The sequence below is a fragment of the Pandoraea eparura genome, assembly GCF_902459725.1.
Lineage (GTDB): Bacteria > Pseudomonadota > Gammaproteobacteria > Burkholderiales > Burkholderiaceae > Pandoraea > Pandoraea eparura.
Genome location: NZ_CABPSH010000021.1, coordinates 1 through 23,099, shown reverse-complemented (window position 1 = coordinate 23,099; position 23,099 = coordinate 1). Strand labels below are relative to the sequence as shown.

15 protein-coding genes are annotated in these 23,099 nt (G+C 64.9%); 8 read left to right on the top strand and 7 right to left on the bottom strand.

The features are described 5' to 3' along the window. The first annotated feature begins 133 nt into the window (after positions 1-133). The 6 genes from PEP31012_RS23090 (at position 134) to PEP31012_RS23065 (ending at position 7,646) form a co-directional block, all read left to right on the top strand. A complete protein-coding gene (locus tag PEP31012_RS23090; protein ID WP_130027606.1) occupies positions 134-595 on the top strand; it encodes an Lrp/AsnC family transcriptional regulator in 462 nt (153 codons plus the stop codon). Positions 596-898: 303 nt separating this feature from the next. Then, complete coding sequence (locus PEP31012_RS23085; protein ID WP_150591546.1) at positions 899-3,313, top strand: TonB-dependent hemoglobin/transferrin/lactoferrin family receptor; 2,415 nt, start codon at positions 899-901, stop codon at positions 3,311-3,313. 109 nt (positions 3,314-3,422) lie between these two features. After that, a complete protein-coding gene (locus PEP31012_RS23080) occupies positions 3,423-4,559 on the top strand; it encodes a hemin-degrading factor (protein ID WP_246171442.1) in 1,137 nt (378 codons plus the stop codon). Then, complete coding sequence (locus tag PEP31012_RS23075; protein WP_150591540.1) at positions 4,556-5,485, top strand: heme/hemin ABC transporter substrate-binding protein; 930 nt, start codon at positions 4,556-4,558, stop codon at positions 5,483-5,485. The genes PEP31012_RS23080 and PEP31012_RS23075 overlap by 4 nt, the downstream gene beginning before the upstream one ends. Before the next feature lie 117 nt (positions 5,486-5,602). After that, positions 5,603-6,748, top strand: coding sequence for a FecCD family ABC transporter permease (locus PEP31012_RS23070; RefSeq protein ID WP_425494988.1), 1,146 nt, complete (start codon positions 5,603-5,605; stop codon positions 6,746-6,748). Positions 6,749-6,785: 37 nt separating this feature from the next. Then, a complete protein-coding gene (locus PEP31012_RS23065; RefSeq protein WP_150591538.1) occupies positions 6,786-7,646 on the top strand; it encodes a heme ABC transporter ATP-binding protein in 861 nt (286 codons plus the stop codon). 69 nt (positions 7,647-7,715) lie between these two features. Here the strand turns inward: PEP31012_RS23065 and PEP31012_RS23060 are convergent, their stop codons facing one another. From PEP31012_RS23060 to PEP31012_RS23040, 5 genes are all read right to left on the bottom strand, one after another. Continuing rightward, a complete protein-coding gene (locus PEP31012_RS23060; RefSeq protein ID WP_150591537.1) occupies positions 7,716-8,687 on the bottom strand; it encodes a delta(1)-pyrroline-2-carboxylate reductase family protein in 972 nt (323 codons plus the stop codon). Positions 8,688-8,847: 160 nt separating this feature from the next. After that, complete coding sequence (gene pbpC, locus PEP31012_RS23055; protein ID WP_150591536.1) at positions 8,848-11,124, bottom strand: penicillin-binding protein 1C; 2,277 nt, start codon at positions 11,122-11,124, stop codon at positions 8,848-8,850. After that, the gene (locus PEP31012_RS23050; RefSeq protein ID WP_150591535.1) at positions 11,108-11,833 is read right to left on the bottom strand and encodes a lysoplasmalogenase; all 726 of its coding nucleotides are present in this window, start codon (positions 11,831-11,833) and stop codon (positions 11,108-11,110) included. The genes pbpC and PEP31012_RS23050 overlap by 17 nt, the downstream gene beginning before the upstream one ends. A 20-nt stretch (positions 11,834-11,853) precedes the next feature. Next, complete coding sequence (locus tag PEP31012_RS23045) at positions 11,854-17,880, bottom strand: alpha-2-macroglobulin family protein (RefSeq protein WP_150591534.1); 6,027 nt, start codon at positions 17,878-17,880, stop codon at positions 11,854-11,856. A gap of 380 nt (positions 17,881-18,260) precedes the next feature. Then, positions 18,261-18,752 (bottom strand): Lrp/AsnC family transcriptional regulator, encoded by a 492-nt coding sequence (locus tag PEP31012_RS23040; RefSeq protein WP_017233863.1) that lies wholly within the window; start codon positions 18,750-18,752, stop codon positions 18,261-18,263. Between the two features lie 141 nt (positions 18,753-18,893). On the opposite strand from PEP31012_RS23040, the gene phhA reads away from it, so the two are divergent. Both phhA and PEP31012_RS23030 read left to right on the top strand, forming a co-directional pair. Continuing rightward, positions 18,894-19,739, top strand: a complete 846-nt coding sequence (phhA, locus tag PEP31012_RS23035; protein WP_150591533.1) for a phenylalanine 4-monooxygenase — start codon at positions 18,894-18,896, stop codon at positions 19,737-19,739. Between the two features lie 289 nt (positions 19,740-20,028). Then, positions 20,029-20,334, top strand: a complete 306-nt coding sequence (locus PEP31012_RS23030; RefSeq protein ID WP_010806643.1) for a 4a-hydroxytetrahydrobiopterin dehydratase — start codon at positions 20,029-20,031, stop codon at positions 20,332-20,334. Between the two features lie 50 nt (positions 20,335-20,384). Here PEP31012_RS23030 and PEP31012_RS23025 read toward each other — a convergent pair whose 3' ends face one another. Continuing rightward, a complete protein-coding gene (locus tag PEP31012_RS23025) occupies positions 20,385-20,837 on the bottom strand; it encodes an SET domain-containing protein (protein WP_150591532.1) in 453 nt (150 codons plus the stop codon). Between the two features lie 162 nt (positions 20,838-20,999). Next, positions 21,000-21,641, bottom strand: coding sequence for a MarR family winged helix-turn-helix transcriptional regulator (locus tag PEP31012_RS23020; protein WP_174978367.1), 642 nt, complete (start codon positions 21,639-21,641; stop codon positions 21,000-21,002). Between the last annotated feature and the right edge of the window lie 1,458 nt (positions 21,642-23,099).

Sequence of the window (23,099 nt, the reverse complement as noted above, 5' to 3'; positions counted from 1 at the left end):
GTCGTGATCGCATAGCGCGGCGACGCGTCGGTATGCAAGCAGTGTATGGGGAGGCACGAGAAAGATTTTTACTATTTCACTCCATTCAGCGCACAATAAGAAACATTCATTTCGAAAAAATCGATTTTGAAAAATGGAATTACTCGATAATTTTGCCCGTCAGATTCTGCGTCTTCTGCAGATCGACTCGCGCCGCTCGGCGCAGGAGCTGTCCGATAACGTGGGGCTGTCGGCGACGCCGTGCTGGCGGCGGATCAAGGACATGGAGCAAAGCGGCGTCATTCAGCGCTATACGGTGCTGCTCGACCGGGAGAAGCTCGGTCTGCATGTGTGCGCCCTGGCCCACGTGCAACTCACCCGCCACACGGAGGGCGGCACGGAACAGTTCGAGCGCGAGATCCGCACCTGCCCGGAGGTGACCGAGTGCTACAGCACCACGGGCGAGGCCGACTACATCCTCAAGATCGTAGCGCCGGACATCAAGGCCTACGACGCGTTCCTGCACGAACACATCTTCCGTCTGCCCGCGGTGGCCAACGTCAAGACCAGCGTCGTGCTGCGTGAAATCAAGTTCGACACGAGCCTGCCGATTTGACGCGACCCTTTCCTCCCGTTCCCATTCCTTGACATCGCGTCATCCCTCCCCTTGACGCGGGGGTCGTTTTTCATCAACAATGCAAATGATTCTCATTTAATTTTTCGCCACAAGGCCAAACGCATGCGGCCGGATGGCGTGAGATCTTTCGCCAGCCGCGCCTGACGGCGTGTTCCCCAAAGTCGATAACGACGCACCGGACACGACGATTGCCACGAGCGCTTGCCAGCCAGCAACGGGGTTTTCTTGCTCTGGGAGCCAGCAGTGAAGCAGTCGTCAAGCGGCGGGGGCCGCGCTTTTCTCATGTCCGTGCGCCGGGAATACGGCGCCAACGGTTCGATCCGCGCCATTCGGGGCGACAGAATTCGAGCCGAAGCCTCGCCACGCCAACAGGCGTGCGAGCCACGTCGACGTCTGCACCCGCTTGCAGGCGCGGTGCTTGCCGCGTGCTGGTTGCCCACCGCGTTCGCCCAGCAGGCCCCGGCCGAGGGTTCGGCGCCACCGGCCAAGCCAGCGCAGACGATTCAACTCGCGCAGGTATCGCCCAACGTCCCGTTGCATCTCGCCGAAGCCAATCTGCGCGAGGTGAACGTGACGGCGACACGCACCCCCACCGAAGCGGACCGCACGCCGGCGTCCATTTCTGTCATCACCGACCAGGATCTCGAAGAACAACAGGCGCAAGACATCAAGGAGGCACTGCGCTATGAGCCCGGCGTCACCGTGCGCCGCGCACCCTATCGTCCCGCATCGGCCGCCGCCGGCGGCGGTCGTGATGGCAATTCGAGCATCAACATCCGCGGCCTCGAAGGCAACCGCGTGGCGCTGTTCGAAGACGGGATCCGCCTGCCGTCCGCGTACGCGTTCGGCCCGCTCGAAGCCGGTCGCGGCGATTACCTGAGCATGGATGTGCTGCGCCGCATCGAAATCCTGCGCGGCCCCGCCTCGTCGCTTTACGGCAGCGACGGGCTCACCGGCGTTGTCAACTTCCTCACCAAAGATCCGCAAGACCTGCTCGATGTGTTCGGCAAGTCGACTTACTTTTCACTGCGCCCCTACTACAACTCGTTAGACCGCAGCTTCGGCACGACGGCGCAGGCCGCGTGGGGCGGCGAGCAGTGGCAAGGCATGGTGATCGTCGACGGCAACAAGGGCCACGAACTCGACGGCAAGGGAACCAACGACTCGGCCAGCACCGCCCGCACCGCGGCCAATCCGCAAGACAGCAACGGCGACTCCGTGCTCGGCAAGTTGGTCTTCAAGGCGACGCCCCGCTCGACGTTCAAGCTCACGGGCGAGACCGTGCGACGTCGCGTGGACTCGAACGTCCTGTCGGCCATCAATCCACCGACGACGCTGGGCCTGAACACGAGCGACCGTCTCGAACGCAACCGCGTCAGCCTCGATTACGACTTCAACGACGCGTCGCAGGCCTACGTCCAGAACGCGCACGCGTTGCTGTATTTCCAGGACGCGAAGAACAGCCAGTTCGCGTACGAGAAACGCACGGCAGGCGATCGCACGCGCGACAACACTTACAAGGAGCGCACCGTCGGCGGCTCGCTCCAGGCGGAAAGCCACTTCGCGACCGGCCCGCTCGCGCACAAGCTCGTGTACGGCACCGATGCGAGCCTCGCGTACATCACCAGCTATCGCAACGGCACCGTGCCGGGCATGGGCGAGTCGTTCCCCAACAAGGCGTTTCCGGACACTGACTACACGCTCTTCGGCGCGTTTGTCCAGGACGAGATCCGCTACGGCGCGCTCACCGTCACCCCTGGCATTCGCTACGACGCCTACTGGCTCTCGCCGAAGCAGAACGATCCGCTTTACGTGTCGCAGACGGCCTCCGGCGCGCGTGTCCAACCGACGTCGTCGAACGACGGCGCGTTCTCGCCGCGACTGGCGATCATGTACGAGATCGCACCGTCGTTGATTCCGTACGTGCAGTACGCACGCGGCTTCCGTACGCCAACACCCGATCAGGTCAACAACGGCTTCTCGAATCCGATCTTCGGCTACATGTCGATCGCGAATCCGACCCTCAAGCCTGAAACGAGCGACACCGTCGAGCTGGGCTTGCGCGGTCGTCTCGCCACCACGCTCGGCCCGCTCACCTACAGCACTGCGATCTTCGCGGGCAACTACCGCAACTTCATCTCGCAGCAGAACATCAGCGGTTCTGGCCGCCCGAGCGATCCGCTCATCTATCAGTACGTGAACTACAGCCGCGCCCGCATTCAGGGCTGGGAAGGCCGCGCCACGTGGGCACTCCCAGGCGGTGTGACGCTGCGCACCGCCATGGCCTACACGCATGGCACGACGCAAGACAACGGCGCCGCCAGCCAGCCGCTGAACACGGTGAATCCGTTCTCGATGGTGCTCGGCGTGCGCTACGAGCCGAACACGACATGGTTCGCACAAGCCGACCTGCGCTTCCAGGCCGCGAAGTCGAAAAGCCAGATCGCCAAGACCTGTACCTCCGGCACGCAGCAGAACCAGAACTGCTGGGCACCGCCGTCGTCGGCCGTGCTCGATCTGTCGGGCGGCTATCGCATCAACAAGTCCGCCACGGTCTACGCCGGCATCTACAACGTGTTCGACCGCCAGTACTGGAACTGGTCGGACGTGCGCAGCCTCGCCGATACCTCGCCCGTCAAGGACGCGTATTCAGCACCCGGCCGCAGCGTGGCCGTGAGCCTGAAGCTCCAGTATTGATGCGCCACATCGATCGTCAGGGTCGCGCTGGCACGCCTGCGCCCCGATTGTCCCGCGTCTGCCGGCGCATGCCAGCCAACGCAAGCCACTCAGCCACCAAGGAATCGTCATGATGAACACACCAAACACCGCTTCCGCCAGCGTCGCCGCCCGCCCGGCATTTCCCGCACTGGCCGACGTCACCCGTCTGCGCAGCGAATTTCATCGCGTGAAGACCGAACGGAACCTGCGTGATCGCGATGCGGCCGCGGCCCTTGGGGTCTCCGAAGGTGAGACCGTCGCGGCCTTCGTCGGCGAACATGTTGTGCGGCTGCGTCCGGAATTCATCGAGATCGTCGAGGCGCTGCCCGCGCTGGGGCGCGTGATGGCGCTCACGCGCAACAACGCCGCCGTTCATGAAAAAGACGGCCAATACGAGAAACTCTCGCACACCGGCACGATCGGCCTCGGACTCGGTAAAGACCTCGACCTGCGCCTCTTCTATCACCAATGGGCGTACGGTTATGCCGTCGAAACGCCAACGGAAAGCGGCCCGCGCCGCTCGTTGCAGTTCTTCGACAAAACCGGCACCGCCGTGCACAAGATGTTCCTGCGCAATCACAGCGATGTGGCCGCGTACGACGCCCTCGTCGCCCGCTTTCGCGCAAGCGATCAGACGCCCGGCCAGCACGTTGTCGCGGCCGACGCTCCCAAGGCCGAAACGCCCGACGCCGACATCGACACGGCCGCCTTCCAGCGCGACTGGCTGGCCATGACCGACACGCACCAGTTCTTCGAGCTGCTCAAACGTCACCGCGTGTCGCGCGCGCAAGCATTGCGTCTGGCCCCCGACGGCCATGCCCAGCGCGTGGGCGCGGCATCGATGCGCACGTTGCTCGACGATGCCGCCGGCACCGCCGTGCCGATCATGGTGTTCGTCGGCAACGCCGGCATGATCCAGATCCACACGGGGCCGGTGAAGACCGTTCGCGTGATGGGTCCGTGGGTCAATGTGCTCGATCCGGACTTCAACCTGCATCTTCGCGAAGACCTCATCGACTCGGCGTGGATGGTGCGCAAGCCGACGGCCGACGGGATCGTCTCGTCGCTCGAACTGCTTGACGCCTCGGGCATGGTGATCGCCATGGTCTTTGGTGAGCGCAAGCCGGGACAAGCCGAGCGCGACGACTGGCGCGAGACGCTCGCGCGTGTAGCGCAGGCATCGCATACGAACGACGCGCAGGGCGTCGTGGAGGCATCGACGTGACCCGGCCGATCGACGCCCGCGGGGCCTCGCGGCGCGCACTGCTGACCCGGAGCGCTGCGTTGGCCACGGGTGCCTGGCTTATCACGCGAGCCCCTATGGGGCAGGCTGGCGCGACTACGCTTGCGTCGCCGGGGAAGGACGGACCGAAGCGCGTCGTGGTAGCGGGCGGCGCGCTCACCGAAATCGTCTATGCACTCGGTGCGCAGGATCGCGTGATCGCCAACGATCTGACGAGCCTGTATCCGGAAGCGGCCACCCGGCTGCCCAAGATCGGATACCTGCGCACCCTGTCGGCTGAAGGCGTGCTCTCGCTGCGTCCCGACCTGCTGCTGGCGGGCGCGGAAGCGGGTCCGCCCAACGTGCTGTCGCAGATCGCGGCGGCGGGCGTACCCGTCGAGCGATTCGTGCACGGCTATACCGCCGAGCGAGTGCTCGACAACATTCGCGCCGTCGCCGCCGCCCTGCGCGTGCCCAAGGACGGCGCGCGTGTGGCGGACCGCTTTACCGCCGACTGGCTGCGCGTTCGCGACGACATCGAACAACGGTATGGCATCGCGCGCCGCCCGCGCGTACTGTTCATCCTCGGCCACATGGGCAACCAGGTGATGGTGGCGGGGCAAGACACGGCGGCGCACGCCATGCTCGCCTACGCCGGTGCGGAGAATGCGTTGCGTGGCTTCACTGGCTACCGGCCGCTGACGGCGGAAGCAGCCGTCGCGGCCCAGCCCGACGTGCTGCTCACCACCACGACCGGGCCATCGCCCGCCGATCCCGCGGTAACGCTGCTCGCACATCCGGGGCTCGCGAACACGCCCGCAGGACGCGCCAAACGCGTGCTGAGCTTCGACGCGCTGTACCTGCTCGGCTTCGGTCCGCGACTGCCGCGGGCGGTTGCCGATCTCGCGCTGCGCGTGCACGCCGCCTGATTGCGCCATGACACGACGGACAACGTTGCTTGATGTTGCCTGATGTCGTCCGCGCCGGGGGCATCCGAAAATCCGCCATTCGCCATTCGCACTACGCCACTCCCCAGTCAACGAACCATGTCATCCGCTCCTCCGATATTGAAGTCGTCCGCGCCCCGCCGTTCCGACACGGGACATGCCGCTCCCGTTGCCGCCGCGCTGCATCAAAACGGCGCCGGACGCGGCCGCCCGCCGCGATGGATTGTCATGACGGCGCTGGCAGCCTTGCTGGCCCTCGCGGTGCTCGCTGCGCTGTGCGGCGGGGCGTATCGCATCGCGCCCGGAGACGCGATTGCCGTGCTGTTCCGAGGCGCCACGGGGGACTTCGTGCAGGATCAGGCACGCAACGTCATGTTGCAGATCCGCCTGCCGCGTATCGCGCTCGGCATCCTGGTCGGCGCGGGCTTTGGCGCCGCGGGCGCCGCGCTGCAAGCGCTCTTTCGCAACCCGCTCGCCGACCCCGGTCTGATCGGCGTGGCCAGCGGTGCCGCGTTGGGCGCGGCCGCCGTGATCGTCCTCGGCGGTGTTCTGCTCCCGGCGGCGCTCGCGCCGTCGCTTGGCCTGTGGCTACTGCCGGTGGCGGCGTTCGTCGGTGCGCTTGGCGTCACCACGCTCGTCTACCGTCTGGCGGCAGGACGCGGCCGTCTCGCCTTGCCCTTGCTGTTGCTCGCCGGCATTGCGATCAATGCCGTCTCGGGGGCGGCCATCGGTTTGCTCACCTACCTCGCCGACGATACGCAGTTGCGCACGCTCACCTTCTGGACGCTCGGCAGTCTCGGCGGCGCGCAATGGCCAATGCTCGGCGTGATCGTATGGCCGGTCGCGCTGGGGATCGTCGCGCTCGCCACACAGTGCCGCTCGCTGAACGCTTTGTTACTGGGCGAAGCGGAGGCGTTGCATCTCGGCGTCGCCGTGCAGTCGGTCAAGCGTCGAGTGATGGTGGCGTGCGCGCTGTGCGTCGGTGCGCTGGTCGCGTCGAGCGGCATGATCGGATTCATCGGCCTGATCGCTCCGCATATCGTGCGGCTGGTCGTCGGGCCCGACCCGCGCGCCGTGCTCCCGGCGGCGGCCCTCTTCGGTGCGATCCTGACGTTGCTCGCCGATCTGGTCGCGCGCACCTGGGTGGCGCCGGCCGAGTTGCCGCTGGGCATTCTCACGGCACTGCTCGGCGCACCGTTCTTCCTGATGCTGCTGTGGCGACGCCGCGGACAGTTTGGGCTATGACGCCGACCGATCCGATCTGACAACACAGGACATCGCTATGCTCAGTGCACACGACCTCACGATTGCCCATACCGATTCGCCCGTGCTGGACGGCCTGTCGCTCGACGTCCGCCCGGGCGAACTGCTCGTGCTGCTTGGCCGCAACGGCGCGGGCAAGAGCACGTTGCTCAAGGCAATGGCTGGCGAACCGCTGCCCGCGCGCACACAACTGCGCGGGGACATCACGCTGAACGGTACGCCGCTCACGCAATACACCCCGGCGGCACTGGCTCGGCTGCGTGCAGTGCTGCCGCAATCAGCGCAGTTGGCGTTTCCATTCAGCGCACTCGATATCGTGACGATGGGGCGGCTGCCCTTCCCGAAATCGCGCAGACGTGACACGTCCGGCAAGACCGTCGCGAGCGATACGGAAATCGCGACGCTCGCGCTGGAACGCGTGGGGGCGCTGCCGCTCCTGCATCGCGACGTGATGACCCTGTCGGGCGGGGAATGGGCGCGGGTGCAGTTTGCGCGCGTGCTTGCACAGCTATGGCCGGACGACGAGGCTTCGGCCCCGTCGTTGCCGCGCTATTTGCTGCTGGACGAACCGACGGCGGCGCTCGACCTGGCGCATCAGCATCACCTGCTCTCGCTCACCCGCGAGCTTGCTACGACGTGGGGCTTCGGTGCGATGGCCATCGTGCACGACGTCAACCTCGCCGCGCGCCACGCGGACCGTATGGCGTTGCTTGCCAACGGACACATTCTCGCCACCGGGACGCCTCGCGACGTGATGCGCGCCGACCTCATCGAAGCAACGCTCGGCTTACCGGTGCATGTGATGACGCCCGGGACATTGGACGGTTATCCGAGGCTCACGGACGCATCCCCCGGCGTGCCTTTCGCGTGGCCCGCTTGAACACGCACGGCGCTACACACGTCGGCGCAATTTGCGCCGAACCCCTTCACCCCACCGGCGTCAGACCGCTCAGGCGGCGGGCACGCCGTCCTTCGCCAGATTGGCACGGGCGCACAACACGGCGGCGAGATCCCACAGGGCATAGCCCACGCTTTTGAATATCACCGGCCCGCTCGACCGGAAGCGATCGGGGGTGATGATGGCGTCGAGCAGCGGCGCAGCGCGGCCCCAGTCGATGGCCGCATGCAGCAGATCGCCGGCTTCGTGCTTGACCTCCCAGGTATCGACGATCAGCGTGCCGCGCACGGCGGCGTCGCGACACAACTGCGGGGGCAACTCGCGCATGTCCGGACGGAACGCACCGACGCCCGCGACAAAGATGTCGTCGCGCCAGCGCAGCACGTCGCTGTCGGGCAGTACAGGCTCGCTGCTGGTGGTCGCCGCAATCACGATGCTCACGGTGTTCAGCATCGGTTCGACCGCGTCGACCACGGTGGCTTCCACGCCGAGCGACGCGGCGTGTTCCGCGAGCGCGTGGGCACGCTCCGCGCTGCGCGAAAAAATCATGAAATGACGCGTGCCCATGCCGGCGGCAAACGCTTCCAGGTGCGCCCTCGCCTGCACCCCTGCCCCGACGATCAACACCGGTCCCTTGGGGCGCGGCGCGAACTTGCGGGCAGCGAACAGCGTCACGGCGGCCGTGCGTCGACCGGTGATGGTGGGTCCGTCGAGCAACATCAATCGCTCTCCGGTATGCGGATCGAACACCATCACCTCACCGATGATGGACGGTTTGCCCACTCGGCAATTCTCGGGATGCACGGTGATGTGCTTGGTCATCGCGACATCGCGATTGGCCGCCGGCATCACCAGCAGCACACCGCCGCGGCGGCCGCGTTCCGGCTCGCTCAACGCGAAATGCAGGCGCGTGGGCGCGCGCGCGGTGCCCGCGCGCATCTCCATGAGCATGGCCTCGATGCCGTCGGCCAACTGAGGGTACGGCAACAACTGTGCGGTTTGACGCGCGTCCAGCGTGATCATCGATATGTCTCCGCTCCGGGGCGTGCGTCATTGACGGGAAGCGTTGCTCTCGTCGCCGTCGCATGGCGTCACGCATTGGCAGGTCTGATTTCAGTGTAGCCTGCATCGCGTGAACGCGTCTGCCGCATCAAAAATTATTCGCGATATCGCGCACATGCGCTCAGCGACTCGCATTGCGCATGCGCTTGCCATCGTCGAGCGTCGCGCCGCGTACCTCGAAGTGCACGCGATCACGCACCGCCCCAGCGGCGTCGACAAGTTCGAGCGTGTGACGCCCCGGCCACGGCAACCACCCCACGCGCGCACGGCCCGCGAGCGGCTTGCCGTCGAGTCGCCATGCCGCGCCCTTCGGCCACGCGGCGGCGACCTGGAACCACAGGCGTTGGTTCGCGGGCGGGATATCTGGATCGAGTGCCACGATCGTGCCTTCGGGCGGCCCGGCAATTCGCCAGAGCGGTCCACCTGGCGCCTTGGTGGCGAGCGCCGACAATGTCATCGTGCGCTGTGAGGTGCCAGGAAGAAACCACTCGTCGCGCGCCGGTTCGACGTGCTCCGCGTACTGCACCGCAACACGTTCGAGGCCGGGCGGCCGCGCGGGCGGCAGGCTCGCCGTGCGTCGATGCAGATAGTCCATGAGGCGATGCCAGATCGGTGCCGCCCCCGACACCCCGGAGACGTCCCACATCGGCGCACCGTCGGCATTGCCCACCCAGACGCCGACGGTATAGTGCCGCGAATACCCGACGGCCCAGTTGTCGCGCATATCCTTGCTGGTGCCGGTCTTCACCGCGGTCCAGTAGCGCGTCGAGAGTGGGCTGTCGAGCCCGAACGTGCGGGTGCGCGCCTGTCGGTCGGCGATCATGTCCGAGACGATGAAACTGACCTGCGGCGAAAAGACGGTCGTGGGCTTCACGTCCGGCACTCGCGCTTTCGTGACGTCGCCGCCGCGCGGGCGTACCGACGCCGGCATGCGCTCGTTAACACCGCTGGCAGTGCCGCCGTTGGCGAGCGCGCGATAGGCGTTCGCGAGCGTGAGCAGTGTCACGTCGGCGCTGCCGAGCGCGAGACTGTAGCCGTAGAAGTCGCCGCTTTGCGTAAGCGGCAAGCCGAGTGAGACGAGCGTCTGGGCGAACCGGCGCGGCGTGACCATCACGAGCGTGCGCACAGCCGGCACGTTCAGCGACGAGGCCAGCGCCGTGCGCGTACTGATCCACCCCTTGAAGTGATGATCGTAGTTTTGCGGAATGTACAGGCCGCTGCCCGTGGGTAGATCAATGGGAGAATCGTCGAGGAGCGACGCTGCCGTCAAGCGATGCTCCGCAATCGCCTGGGCGTAAAGAAATGGCTTGAGTGTCGAGCCGGCCTGCCGCAGCGACGTGACGCCATCGACCTGCGCCGCCGACGACAATGGCCCTGAGGAGCCGACCCAGGCGAGGATATCGCCGCTCGCGTTGTCGATGACGACAATGGCCCCGTCCTGCACGTTGCGCGAACGTCCGGGCGTGCCCAGTTCGCGCAGCGTCTGCCGCAGGGTGGTCACGGCCATGCGCTGGAGCTTCGCGTCGAGCGTGCTGACTATTCGCGTGCCCGCGGGCGGACGAGTCGCGCCGAACACACGGCGCGCGAAATGGGGCGCCAGACCTACGGCATCTCGCGTCGTCATCACGCTTGCGGGTCGCGAGAACACGAGCTGCGCGTAGCCGTCGAAGCCGTTGCAGTCAGACGCCTGCCCCATGTCGCGCAGGATGCCGCAGGCCCGCTGCGCCACGCGTACGGCCGGCGCGTTCGGCGCACGCAGCAGCGCGACGGCCAACGCCGACTCGCGCGCGTCGAGTCCGCTGGGGAATTTGCCGAACAGCGTTTGCGAGACGGCCGAGATGCCGACGAGTTCGCCACGAAACGGCACGAGGTTCAGATAGGCCTCGAGAATCTGGTCCTTGCGCCAGCGTTGTTCCAGCCACAACGCCGTTGCCGCCTGACCGATCTTCTGCGCTACGGAGCGATTGCGGGCACTCGGGCGCAGATCGTCATCGAGCAGCCCCGCCAACTGCATTGTCAGCGTGGAGGCACCGCGCGTGCGCGTGTGCCAGAGATTGCCCCACGCGGCGGCGGCCACACCGCGCCAGTCAACGCCGCTGTGCTCGTAAAAGCGCTTGTCCTCGGAAACGATCAACGCCTCACGAAAGGCCGGTGAGACATCGGCGAGCGTCACCCAGTCGCCGCGTTGCGCCTGCATGTCGGCGCGCAGGCGCTGCAACGGTTCGCCGTGACGATCCAGCAAAATCCAGTCCGACGCGCGCCAGTCCCGATGCACCTCGTCAAACGACGGGACGGCGTGCGCGGGTGCCGCGCACAGAAGCGCCCCGAGCGTCAGCGCGACGCTCGTCGCGATCTGACGGCCAACGAGCCAACCAGGATGTTCAGTCACGGTGCGCATGCGACTCACCCGGTTGCGACCGATCCGGCGAACGCACTGCCATGATGCCGGCCGTGAGCAGCAGTTGCGCGAGCGCGTAGAGAATCCAGATGGCGTACTCCTGCGCCAGGATCGGGCCGACGAAGCGCGTGGTACCGATCAGCGCGTCCGAGACCGTGAAGAGCAGCGCGCCGACGGCGGCCCATTCGCCGGGCAAGTCGGCGAGCAGTGCCGCCGATGCCATCATCGCCAGCACGATCACGTAACACGCCACCGGGGCCTTGAGTTCGCCCATTCCCGGCCAGTACGTCGCATAGGCCAGCGCCGCCGCCGCCCACACCAGCACGATTGCGACGCGATGCCAGGCGGGCACCTGCGCCCACCGGCGCCGCAAACGCCAGAACACCAGGAAATACGCGAGATGGGCCAACAGGAACGCGCCCAGCCCCAGGACGAAGCCTTGCGCCAAGGTCGGCGAGGCGAGCAGAACGTCGCCCGCGCCAGAAAGGATCAAGGCCGCACACAATCCCACCCGCTCGCGCGGCACCCGGTGATACAACGCCGCGAACAACAACAACGCACACAGCAGCACCTTGGCAATGGCCTGGTCGGCATAGGGTGCCCCGCGCAACGACAGCGCATAGGCGGCGCCCGCGAGCGCGGCCAGCCACCAGAACCGGCGCGCCTCGCGTGGCAACGCCGCCGCCGGGGCAAGGAAGTTCGACGTCATGACAGTTCGCTCCCCCTTCGTCATGGCTTCGCCGGCACCACTTGCACCGGCGCGTTGGGCGTCTCGCCGTACATGGCTGGTTCGTACATCGCTTCGACACGCGTGGGCGGTGTCGCGAACTTGCCGACGTTGTTCAGACGCACCGTGTACTCGATCCGATGCTGCCCCTTCGGCAGGTAATCGTAGTACGCGCGGTAGGCGTCCTGCGCGCGTTCCTCAAAGGCCGGCATGGCGCCTTCGCTTTTCTCGCCCTGCGTGGCGATGACCGAGTCACGTCCGAGCCCGCCCCCGAGCACCGTCGCCCCGCCCGGCAACGGATCGCTCACCACGACCCAGCGCATGTCGGCCTGCGCGTCGATATCGAGACGCACACGCAACACCGCACCGCGCACGAAGCGATCGCCCGAGCGATCCGCGGCGTCCTGCACTTGAACGCTGCGCGTCACGCGATAGCCGGCGGAGAACGGCGCCTTGAGCGGAACGGCGGCCAGGCTCTGGATCGTTGCCCACGGCTTGCCGGCCCCCGTCTGATCCAGGCGCAACACATCACGCGCGCTGTCCTTCCCGGCAGCCGCCTGACTCAGCCACGGCAGTGACACGGCCGGCGGCACGGTGCCCGCCTTCAGTTTGTCCCAGTCGACGGTTTGCACGCTGCCGCTCGTTTGGTTATCGCGCTGCCACTGGATAGCCGTGTGCCCCGTCGGCGTGTCACGTTCGAATCGCGCCGAGAACCGATCGACGGCCAAGCCTCCCCAGACGTTTGCCGTGGTCGTCGACCAGGCGCCACGCGATTGCAGCCCCAGCAGGCCAATCACGAGACGCGGCATCTCGTCCTTCCACGCCGGATTCGCGTTCATGAGCAACGCCAACCGCGCTGCATTGGTCTCGGGGCCGACCATCAACCACCAGAGCCCGTCGCTTGCCTGCGTCGAGAAGCCAACACGCGTTCCCTGATACGACAACCGCGCACGCAGGATCTGCTCGGCTTGCGCCATGCGCTCGGCACGTTGCGGCGCGTCGGGCAAGCGCTGCAGGATCGCGTACCAGTCGGTGACCGCCGACGTCGGCCAATCGTTCGGCGCGAGGGCGAGCGAACTCAGCATGCGTGCGTTCGCCCGGCCGTACCGGGACAATGCTTCGATGGCGCTCAGCTTGCGCAACGTCAGGTCGTCGCGCGGCGCCCAGAAGCGTCGCGTGAGACGCCCTTCCACGAACGCCGTCAGGCCGTCCTCCATGCGCGCCAGCGCGTCGTCCGGCAGGACATAGTCCGGGTCGAGCGCCTTCGCTTCGCTGCTCACGGCCAGCAGATAGGCGGTCAGCGTATCGCTGCCCTGATTGGCAAAGCCCTCTTGCGGCGGAAAGTAGCTCGCCAGTCCGTCGTCATCGAGATACGACGGCAGCGTACCCATCACCCGTTTCCACTGCGCAATGTCGCGCATGCCGAGCGCTTTCGACGCCAGTTGCTCCAGACAACCATACGGATAGGCCTCGAACCAGCGCCTCACGCCCGGTAGCCCCTGCGACAGCCGCGGTTGCAGGCTGATGCGCAACCCGCCGCGCAACTTGCCGGTGCTGTCCGCCACGGCGCCCGCTGGCGGCGCCATGGGCAGCGTCAGGCTGCCTTCTACCTGTGTGAGTACCGACTGCTGGACGCTCGCCGGCAACGACGGCTGGATGTCCTGCCCGACCTTGATCGCATCGCTCGCGGCCGGCGCCGTGCCCGTCGCCGGTACCTGTGCACTGACCTCCCACAACACGCGTTGGGCACGCGTGTCCGCGAGTCCGGCAGGCGCCGTCACGTCCCACGCCACTTCACGCGATTCACCGGCCGGCACGTCAACCCGTTGTGGTGCCAGCGTCAGTTGCGTGGCTCGCGCGGTCAACTGCACCTGCATGGCATGTTGTGTGGTGTTACGTACGGTGAACTGGGCACGGTAGGCGTCGCCCTCACGCACGAGCGGCGGCAATCCCGAAATCAGTTGCAGATCCTGCGTGGTGCGCACGGTCGCGGTTCCGGTGCCGAACCAGCCGAGCGCCTGTGCGCCGGGTCTGCCGTCATCGGCCACCGCCACGATGCGGAAGCTGGACAGCGAGTCGTTAAGCGGCACATCCACACTCGCCTCGCCCTTGTCGTCGAGCACGACGCGCGGTTGCCAGAGCAGCAGTGTGTCGAACAGCTCGCGCGTCGGGCTCTTGCCACCGCCGCCGCCCGCCGGCACCGCCTTGCGACCGTAGTGCCGGCGCCCGATGATCTCCATCTGCGCGGTGGCGGTCGTCACGCTGTAGCTGCGACGCTGCCACATGGCATCGAGCAGATTCCAACTGGTGTTCGGCGCCAGTTCGAGCAAGGCTTCGTCGACAGCAGCCACGGCAACTTCGGTGCCTGCCGCGACTGGCTTGCCGTCCGGCTGCGTGACCTTGATTCGCACCTTGGCATGACCGCGCACCGGGTACGTCGCCGCATCCGGTTTCACTTCCACGCCCAGACGCTGCCCCGCCGTGCCCACACGCAGCTCGGTCACCCCGAAGCGATAGGCCGGTTTGCCCAGATCCACCAGTCCCGTCGGGGCCTGATACTCCCGACCTTCGTACCAAAAGGCCCGGAACCACTCCAGTGGCTGCTTCCAGCCCCACTGGAAGAAGGAGTACCAGGGCACCTCGTGGATTCGACCACGCACCGCGAGCACCGACACATAGACGTTGGGCCCCCAGGTGGGGTCGACCTTGAGCGAAATACTGGGATCCTTGCCCGAGATCTCCATCGTGCGCGTCTGCATCACGCCCTCGCGCTCGATCGCCACGAGCGCCATTGCCGAGCGGAACGGCATGCGCACCTGAAGCTTGGCCGTCTCGCCCGGCTCGTAGGCCCGACGCTCCGGCAGCACGTCCATGCGATCGGTGTTGTCGCCGCCGAACCAGACCTCGCCGCGGCCTGTTACCCACACGCTGGTTGTCGACGTACTCAGATTGCCCTTGTCGTCCTTGGCCTGCGCCACAAGCGTAATTTCACCCGGCTGCGAGAGCGAGACGTCGCAAGCGAGCAGGCCACGCGCGTCCGTCTTGCCGCTGCATACGGTACCGAGATCCTTCACCTCGGTGCGGTTGTCGTAGGCATAGAACCCGCCCACCATGCGCTTGCGGCTACTCGTGGTCATCCGCGCCTCGGCGCGCACCTCCATCGCCACCCCGGCCTTGGGCTTGCCCTGCAGGTCGAGCGCGAGCGCCTTGACCGGGAGCTTGTTGGTCACCGATACCCAGCTTTCGCTGCGCACGCCGGTGATCAGATTTGCGGGCCACAACGTGGCATTGCCGCGAAGCGTCTGAATCTCGCCGTTCGGGTCTGCAAAGCTCGCCTCGAGCACGAGATCGCTTGGACGGTCGACCTTGGGCAAGTCCTTGAGCGTCAGATTGCCCGCGCCGTTTCGATCGAGCACTAGCCGTTGCTTGTCGGCCACCAGCTTCTGGTCGCTTGCGGCCGCACTCTCGTCATTGCCTTGATCCTCGTCATCGGCCCCCGACTGCGCCGACGGCGGACGATACGGCGTGAAGCTGAAGTCGTCGTACCCGTCGAACGTCATATCGCGCACACGCAACAGCGCCGAGACGCGCACCGGCAAGTTGCCCGCCGGACCGCCCGCAACGTAACTCACCTGCACGTTCACCGGGGCCTCGGTCTTGTTGATGAGCGGCGACTTCGCCGCGTCGCGCACACCGATCGATCCGGCCAGCACCGGCAGACGGAACGCCTCCACGCGGAAATGCCCCGCGTCGAGCGATGACGGATACGACTTCGGACGCGAATCGGCATCGGTGTAGTCGAGCGTCACCGCGTACTCGCCAAGCTTCGCGCCCTGTGGAATCTGGAACGTGTTTTCGGCAAGACGTCCGTTACGCCACGTGATGGGCTGCGTGTAGGTTTGTCCGGAACCCTCATGGGTGATCGTCAACTGCGACGGCAGACTGGCGGGTAACACGAGCCCCTGCATCGATTCCTGACGGATGAAGTGCTTCATCGACACCGTCTCGCCCACGCGGAACAGCACCCGGTCGAACACCGTCTGCGCACGCACCGTCGGGCTGCTGCCCCCGTCGGTCGGCACATGGAAACGCCAGGGCTCGATGCCGCGATTCCAGTCCGATGACACGAACGCCATGTCGGGGTCGCTCCCCTGCGTGCGGGCGACCACGAAGTACCCCGAACGCTTTGTCTTTTCGCAGTACCGGTATGACTCGAGCGACTTATCGAGCTTCGCCACGCCCGTCTTGTCGGTCACGGCACTCGCCACTTCGCTGCCATCGCAATCGAGCACCCGCACCTTCGCATTGGGTACCGGTTGGCCTTTGTCCAGCGTCGTCACCCACGCGACGGCATTCTCGCGCCCCATCTTGAAATGCACGCCGAGATTGGTGACCAGGACCGTCGTGCGCACGTACATCGGCAACGACTTGCCCAGCAGCGCCGCCCCGAGCGACGGCGACGCCAACTCGACGACATAGAAACCGGGCTTCTGGAACGGTATGCCGACCACTTCGAACGGACGCGGATCCGTCTGCTTGGGGACTGGCAGCGTCAACGCCTGCACGCCCGGCCATCCGGAGAGCAACGACAGGCTGCGCGTGTCATAACGCGTGACCTTGTCCTCGACGATCGCGGCCGCATTCGGCCCGAACGCCGCGCTCGCCGCCGGGGCCGTCAGAATCGACGGCATCTCCTGCGCAATCTGCTGGCGCGTCATCGTCGTTTCGTCGAAGCGGCGCACGCGCGACATCCAGTTCATGACATCGGCGTCGTCGTCAACCCGCAGTTGCAGGGTGCGTCCGCTCTCACCGGTCCTGGCGGCCTCGCCAGCCACGCCCAACCCGTTGATTTGCAGCGCGGGCTCGACCTTGCGCAGCGTGACCGGCAGCATCGGCGGCATGCCCGGCTCGGCAAAACGCTCCACGATGCCGAACGGCGCGGCCGCGAACTTGGCCAACGGCGGCATCGTCGCCGTCTTCGTCCTCAGCGGGAATTCGCCGGCATTGTCGAGCGCACGGCCGCTGTCGTCCGTAAATCCACTCGGCAGCGAGATCGTCAGCTCGGCCCGCTCGGGGAACGGCGCGTCGAACGTGACATCGCTCACACTGGACGTGCGATCCGAATCGCTGAACTTCGGCGACCGTTCGGCCCCCGCGCCATGCAGGCGAATCCTGGCCGCCATGTCGCGAGCGACCGGCGAGTTGAACGTCAGACGTAATGGGCGCAATGGCGTACACGGCGCATTCGCATTCTCGCGCTCGCAACTGAAGCTGGCCGTGAACGGTTCGCGCACGTCGTATTCAAAACGTCGCGCCTGCTTCGTTGGCACGCCCGACGGCGTGGTAATACCCGCCCCCCACACCAGGTGCATCTTGGCGCCGGCCGCGAGCGTTCGGTTGCATTGCAGCATGACGACCCGCGCCGCTTGCTTGTCCAGATGGAATCGCTTGAGCAATGCCGAACGCGTGTCGCCTTCGATGCCCTTCACGCCGATGCGCTCGCCCACCCCTTCCGTCTCGCACCAGGCGTGCTGCAGCACACTCGCAGGCTGCGCAGCACCATTGAGCGTCAGGATAAAGATTTGGCTTTCGTCGATGGGACCGTACGACGGACGGATGGACGTGACGGCCGGGCCGCCCGTATTGAAGGCGTAACGCGTGGTCCCCGTCAGTGCCGCGCCAGAGACCGCAGACAACCCACTGCGCATCTCGACCGAACACTTCGCGCCCGGCGGCAACGGCGCCTTGAAGTCGTAGACCCAGATCTTCGGTTCGAGCCAGTGGCCCTCGCCTGCAAGCGACGCGTCGGCGCACTTCACCGCAGCCGGTGCCTGCGCGCGCGGGTCGCCTGCCGGCACCATGGCTTCGTCGAACTTGACGACCACCTGGTCCACGCTCGCGACCTCTCCCTGCGGACTGACACTCGTGACGCGCGCTGCCTGCGCAGGCGACACGGCGAGCCCACCAAGACACAGCACCGCCCACACCCACGGCGCGGCCGGCCAGACGCGTTGCGTTCGGCTTTGCATGCCGGTCTCCTCCCGAGTTCTGGTCAGGCGATTCTACCCCGCAGTCGTTGGCATTTCGAACCGTTTCCCGTCTCGGATCCGTCAGGAAACCGTATTTCGGATTGGCCGCGCGGTATCGTCGGAAACGTCCTGGCTGGGTTCCGGGAGTCGCCTATCTGTGGGGCTAATCCAGTCGCTGATCTATGGGCGCTACGTGAAGCCCTGGCTGATACCCACCGACTGAGATGTCGAACACGCGCCAGTGCAACTGACTTGGTCGTTCGATCCATCGATCGGACAAGCGAACGCCTGCCGCGAGAGCAAAGGAAGCTGCCGGGCCACCCGGCCAATGGGAGGAATGTCGCGGCTCGCGACGTAAGGCGGCATGGCGCCGCCCCGGTTCAGCGTGACGACTGCCGGTTCGCCAGATAGTGCAGCGGCAACGCATTGCTGCGCTTGAAGGCGCTCAGCACGATGTTCGAGCGCACATTCTCCACGCCCGGCACCTGCATCAGCCGCTTCATGACGAAGGCCGACAAGGCATTCAGATCCGGCACCACGATGCGCAGCAGGTAGTCGGCCTCGCCCACCACGGCATGACATTCAAGCACTTCGGGCAACAGATCGATTTCCGCCTGAAAACGCTCGATGACCTGATCGCCGTGATGTTGCAGACGTAACGTCGTGAATGCCGTCACCGCCAGGCCCAACGCCTCGGGTCGCAGCACCACGCGATACCCCTCGATAACGCCCTCGGCCTCGAGTCGCTGCAGGCGGCGGCCGATCTGCGATGCAGAGAGCGCCACGTGCTCCGCCAACTGGTGATGCGTGGCACGCCCCTCCTTCTGCAAGGCGTCCAGAAGAGCCAAATCGAAGTGATCCAGAACAAGCATGACGATTCTCCGCAATAAACAACATTTTTATGCGAAATTTATGCAAACCACTTTCACCACAGGCGCATTATGCGCCCATTTCGCATGCCATGCGCACTACACTTTCAATCACTGTCACCGCCTGATTGAGTCGTTCGCATCATGTCCCTTACTGCCATGCTCCAGGAGCAATTCGACGCTGGTCTCACGACCCGGCCCGACTTCACCATCGAACAACCCGTCGATCAATACGGCGCGGTGGATCACGCGGTGTGGCAGCAGCTCTACGAACGTCAGACGGCGATGCTGCCGGGCCGGGTCTGCGAAGCATTCATGGACGGCATCCGGGCCCTCGACATGGACGCGCGTCGCGTGCCGGAGTTCGAACGCCTGAACGAAAAACTGATGGCCGCGACCGGCTGGCAAGTCGTTGCCGTGCCCGGACTCGTGCCGGACGACGTCTTCTTCGACCATCTGGCGAACCGCCGCTTCCCGGCCACGTGGTGGATGCGTCGTCCCGATCAGCTCGACTACCTGCAAGAGCCCGACTGCTTTCACGATGTCTTCGGTCACGTGCCACTGCTCGCGAACCCGGTGTTCGCCGATTTCATGCAAGCCTACGGCGACGCCGGCAAGGTCGCGCAATCGCTGGGCGCGCTGCCGTTGCTCGCGCGTCTGTACTGGTACACGGTCGAATTCGGCCTGATGCGCGATGGCGATGGTCTGCGCATCTACGGGGCCGGGATTGTCTCGAGTCGCGGCGAAACCGAATTCTCGCTGGCCTCGCGCGAGCCGAACCGCATCGGATTCTCACTCGAGCGGGTACTGCGCACGCAATACCGCATCGACACCTTCCAACAGACGTACTTCGTGATCGACGACTTCGCCCAACTGTTCGACGCCATGCGCGCCGACCTGCCCACACTGTTCAAGCGGTTTGCCGAGCAGCCGGCATTCGAGGCCAGCGCCCGCCGCCCCGACGACACGGCAATTCTGGTGCCGGCATGATGGCACGGCTCGACGGCCCCGGGCCTCGGCACGACCTGCCGTCCGACCCGCCTTGGGCGCCAGTCCTATTTCTTCCGCCCTTCGCGATATAGGACGGTGCTCACGCACACGTGGCACCCGCCTGTGAAACAATAGATCGCATGAACCGGCAACCCTGCCGCTTCATGGGCGCTGCGTGCGGCCCAGCCGACAACCGTGCCGACCCCGTACGCAGCCATCACTGGCGCCACACTGGCGTCGGTGCATGCCCATTGGCCCGAATTGCACTGAACGCTTTGAAAGGAATGCCATGACAACACGACTCTCCTCCGAGGCGCGCGCCAGCCTGACCGAAGTGCTGCCCGAGTGGCACCAGGTGGTCGGACGCGACGCCATCCAGCGCAGCTTCACGTTTCACGACTTCAACGAGGCCTTTGGCTTCATGGCTCAGGTCGCGCTCAAGGCCGAGAAGATGAACCATCATCCGGAGTGGTTCAACGTCTACAACCGGGTAGATATCACCCTCTCGACGCACGACGCCGACGGCCTGACCCAGCGCGACGTGGATCTGGCACTGGCCATCGATCAGTTCGCCGGCGATCGCGCCTCCAGCTGACCCGCCGCTGCGCGCTTGCTGCCGCGGGCGACGCCCGACGCCCGACGCGCTCAGCGCTTCGGCGCGAGCAGCGTGCCACGGCACGCCTTGGTACCGCAGTGGCAAGCGTATTCACGCTTGAGTTTCGCTGTGTAGCGCGCGTCGATCACCAGACCGTAGTCGTAGAACAGCTCTTCGCCAACCTCGATGTCGCGCACAGCGTAGATATAGACGTGGTCGCCCTCTTCTCGCGCCTCGCAGTTGGGCGAGCAGGCGTGGTTGATCCACCGGGCGTTGTTGCCGTCGACCTTGCCGTCAATGCACCGGCCGTCTTCCAGACTGAAATAGAACGTGTGCGTCGGGTGCGCCGGATCATGGGGATGGCGGCGCAAGGCTTCACGCCACGAAATGATCTCGCCCTTGTACTCGATCACGCGATCTCCCTTCTTGAGACGCTTGAGCGCGTACACCCCCTTACCGTGGACGCCGGACTTCCTGACTTCGATTCTGCGCTTGGCTGCCATCTCTATGCGACGAGGTTTCGTGGATGCAAAAAAGCGCAGTGTACAGGCACGCGACGCTCATGTGCGTGACAAGCGTCGACGAAAAAAAACGTCACCCGGTACTGGATGACGTTCTCCCCCCCCGCTCGCGCCACATGTGCTTGACGCCTGCCGGTCGGCCGCTCAGGTTTTGCTGTACAGCTTCCAGACTTTGCGTTGCGTGGCGATATCGGCGTCCTCGTGCGCGTTGCAGTCCAGCGGCAGACGCGAATCGTCATATGTCGCGTTGAAGTGGTCGCAGTGGTATTGGCCTTTGCCGCGCGCCGACACGTCGAAGTGGCTACACGTCAGGCACATGCGTTGCGCCGGTACGTCGCCCCGCTCCTGCATCGTGAAGATCAGCTTGACGAGTGTTCGGTAGAGTTGGGCACATTCCTTCTCGCCGAGCGATTCAGACGCCGAGGTCAGGAAGTTCGGCCATTGCGACGCCTTCTTGGCCGCCGTCTTGCCGCGCGCCGTCAGACGCAGCGCCAGGGCACGACCGTCGTTGGCATCACGCCGCTTCTCGACCAGTCCCTTGTTTTCCAACGTGCTCACGGCCTCGCTGACCGTGGCCGATGTGAGTGCGGCATCCTCCGCAATCTCGCCCAATCGCATCGGCACGCCACGCGAGAGCAAGAGCGTCAGAATCTCGCCCTGCGTCGGCGTCAATCCAGCCATTGCCGCGCCCTCCCAGGCGTGGCTCCGTAACGCGGTTCCCATGCGCAACAAACCTGCTGTCACGCGCTTGGGCAGCGCTTCATCTAGTGGGGTCGGAGTAGCCATGATTTTCGTTAGGATTTCTAAAAACTATACGTCAGTAAAACAGCTTGTCAAATGAACTTGCGGGCGGTGCATCACACGTCTCGTCATTGCATTGCATCCATGTCGGCGCCCCGCCCGGGGGAAACCCTAAACCACTTCCGTGTCGATACGCGACGGCAAGTCGCTGTTGAACCTGCCGCCCCACCACGATTCCATTGTGTGTTCTGAGTTTGATTTTGGCGTATCAGTTCTTGTACTGATCTCCCAAATCCTACTCAGGATGTTTACAAAATATTGGTGTCCTGCGCACTCGCTCTGCGAAGCGTCATATGGGGAAAAACGTTTCGCATCCCATGCCATTTGCCCGGCCGATCGAATCGCAGTGGGGGGTAGCAGCGCTTCGCAACCTCCTCGCACCCCGCACGATCACCTCGACTCTGCGCAAAGCCACGCCAGACATGGCTCGCAGACCGTAGCGATCCCGCCCGACGGTCGCCGGCTCGCGAAACAACCGGCGGAAAACCACTCGATTTTCGAGACATTTCAGCGCCGCCAGCCGTCATGCGCGAGTCCATTCGTTGCCGCTGACTTCGCAACCAACGTACGACGGAACGCAAATCATTGGAAACACGACCGCCATTCGACAATCGGCGAGGCAGTGTTCCGTCAAAAAGTGGGGGGAAGAATGGATCGACGTGTCCGCTGGAAAGCCCTTCGGGATACGTGAATTGAAGAATTTGATAGTACCGGCGATTTCGCCCGTTGCCACCAGCAAAACCAACATCATTCACTTCTTGCGCCACACACGGTAAGTCACAGAACAAAGTGGCGAGATTGTATCCGCGAACGGTTCGGCCAATGCAAGAACGTCAAAATTATCCACAAAACCGCATTTTCCGGGGTCTCTTGCACAATATTTAGGCGCCTGTGGATAACTTTCTGGATAACCTATCGGACTCGATGTGCATGGGTTCGGGATAACTCGCGAATCTGTCCACAGGGGTCAAAAACTGTTCAGAGTTGTTCCTGGGATACCCGCTGTTTTTCCATCCAGTTCTCATTCGGGCAACTTTCTGTTTACACGGCGTTAACTGTGGTTATCCACAGGAGTGGGCTGCCTTTGTTAACTACTACTATGTATACATACAGTAAACCTATTAAAACCTTAAAACCTTGCTATGGACGACGCGAAAACGGCAAAACGCGCTCAGTCCAAACAGTGGAAAACGCAGCGCTCGCGATGCACGTTTCGGCCACTGGAGGAACGCTTAGCGTGGTAAGCGGCACAGACCGGTAGCGCTTCCTGCCGAGTGCCGCCTGAACTGCCTGATGCCGCCAGGCTGCAAACCGCGCAGGCAAGAAAAAACCCCGCCAAGGCGGGGTTTTGTCACACCGATCGCATAGGGGTCTCCTCGTTTTCAGTGCAATAAGTGACGGTACGCAAAGCTAGCACTGGCGCGGGGGTGGTCTGGGTAGACC

Excerpts from the sequence above, each read along its gene's own strand:
- PEP31012_RS23045 (WP_150591534.1), bottom strand. The coding sequence starts at position 17,880 with ATGCAAAGCCGAACGCAACGCGTCTGGCCGGCCGCGCCGTGGGTGTGG.
- PEP31012_RS23080 (WP_246171442.1), top strand. The coding sequence starts at position 3,423 with ATGATGAACACACCAAACACCGCTTCCGCCAGCGTCGCCGCCCGCCCG.
- PEP31012_RS23060 (WP_150591537.1), bottom strand. The coding sequence starts at position 8,687 with ATGATCACGCTGGACGCGCGTCAAACCGCACAGTTGTTGCCGTACCCT.
- PEP31012_RS23065 (WP_150591538.1), top strand. The coding sequence starts at position 6,786 with ATGCTCAGTGCACACGACCTCACGATTGCCCATACCGATTCGCCCGTG.
- PEP31012_RS23070 (WP_425494988.1), top strand. The coding sequence starts at position 5,603 with ATGTCATCCGCTCCTCCGATATTGAAGTCGTCCGCGCCCCGCCGTTCC.
- pbpC (WP_150591536.1), bottom strand. The coding sequence starts at position 11,124 with ATGCGCACCGTGACTGAACATCCTGGTTGGCTCGTTGGCCGTCAGATC.
- PEP31012_RS23050 (WP_150591535.1), bottom strand. The coding sequence starts at position 11,833 with ATGACGTCGAACTTCCTTGCCCCGGCGGCGGCGTTGCCACGCGAGGCG.
- PEP31012_RS23040 (WP_017233863.1), bottom strand. The coding sequence starts at position 18,752 with ATGCTTGTTCTGGATCACTTCGATTTGGCTCTTCTGGACGCCTTGCAG.
- PEP31012_RS23025 (WP_150591532.1), bottom strand. The coding sequence starts at position 20,837 with ATGGCAGCCAAGCGCAGAATCGAAGTCAGGAAGTCCGGCGTCCACGGT.
- phhA (WP_150591533.1), top strand. The coding sequence starts at position 18,894 with ATGTCCCTTACTGCCATGCTCCAGGAGCAATTCGACGCTGGTCTCACG.
- PEP31012_RS23020 (WP_174978367.1), bottom strand. The coding sequence starts at position 21,641 with ATGGCTACTCCGACCCCACTAGATGAAGCGCTGCCCAAGCGCGTGACA.
- PEP31012_RS23085 (WP_150591546.1), top strand. The coding sequence starts at position 899 with ATGTCCGTGCGCCGGGAATACGGCGCCAACGGTTCGATCCGCGCCATT.
- PEP31012_RS23090 (WP_130027606.1), top strand. The coding sequence starts at position 134 with ATGGAATTACTCGATAATTTTGCCCGTCAGATTCTGCGTCTTCTGCAG.
- PEP31012_RS23030 (WP_010806643.1), top strand. The coding sequence starts at position 20,029 with ATGACAACACGACTCTCCTCCGAGGCGCGCGCCAGCCTGACCGAAGTG.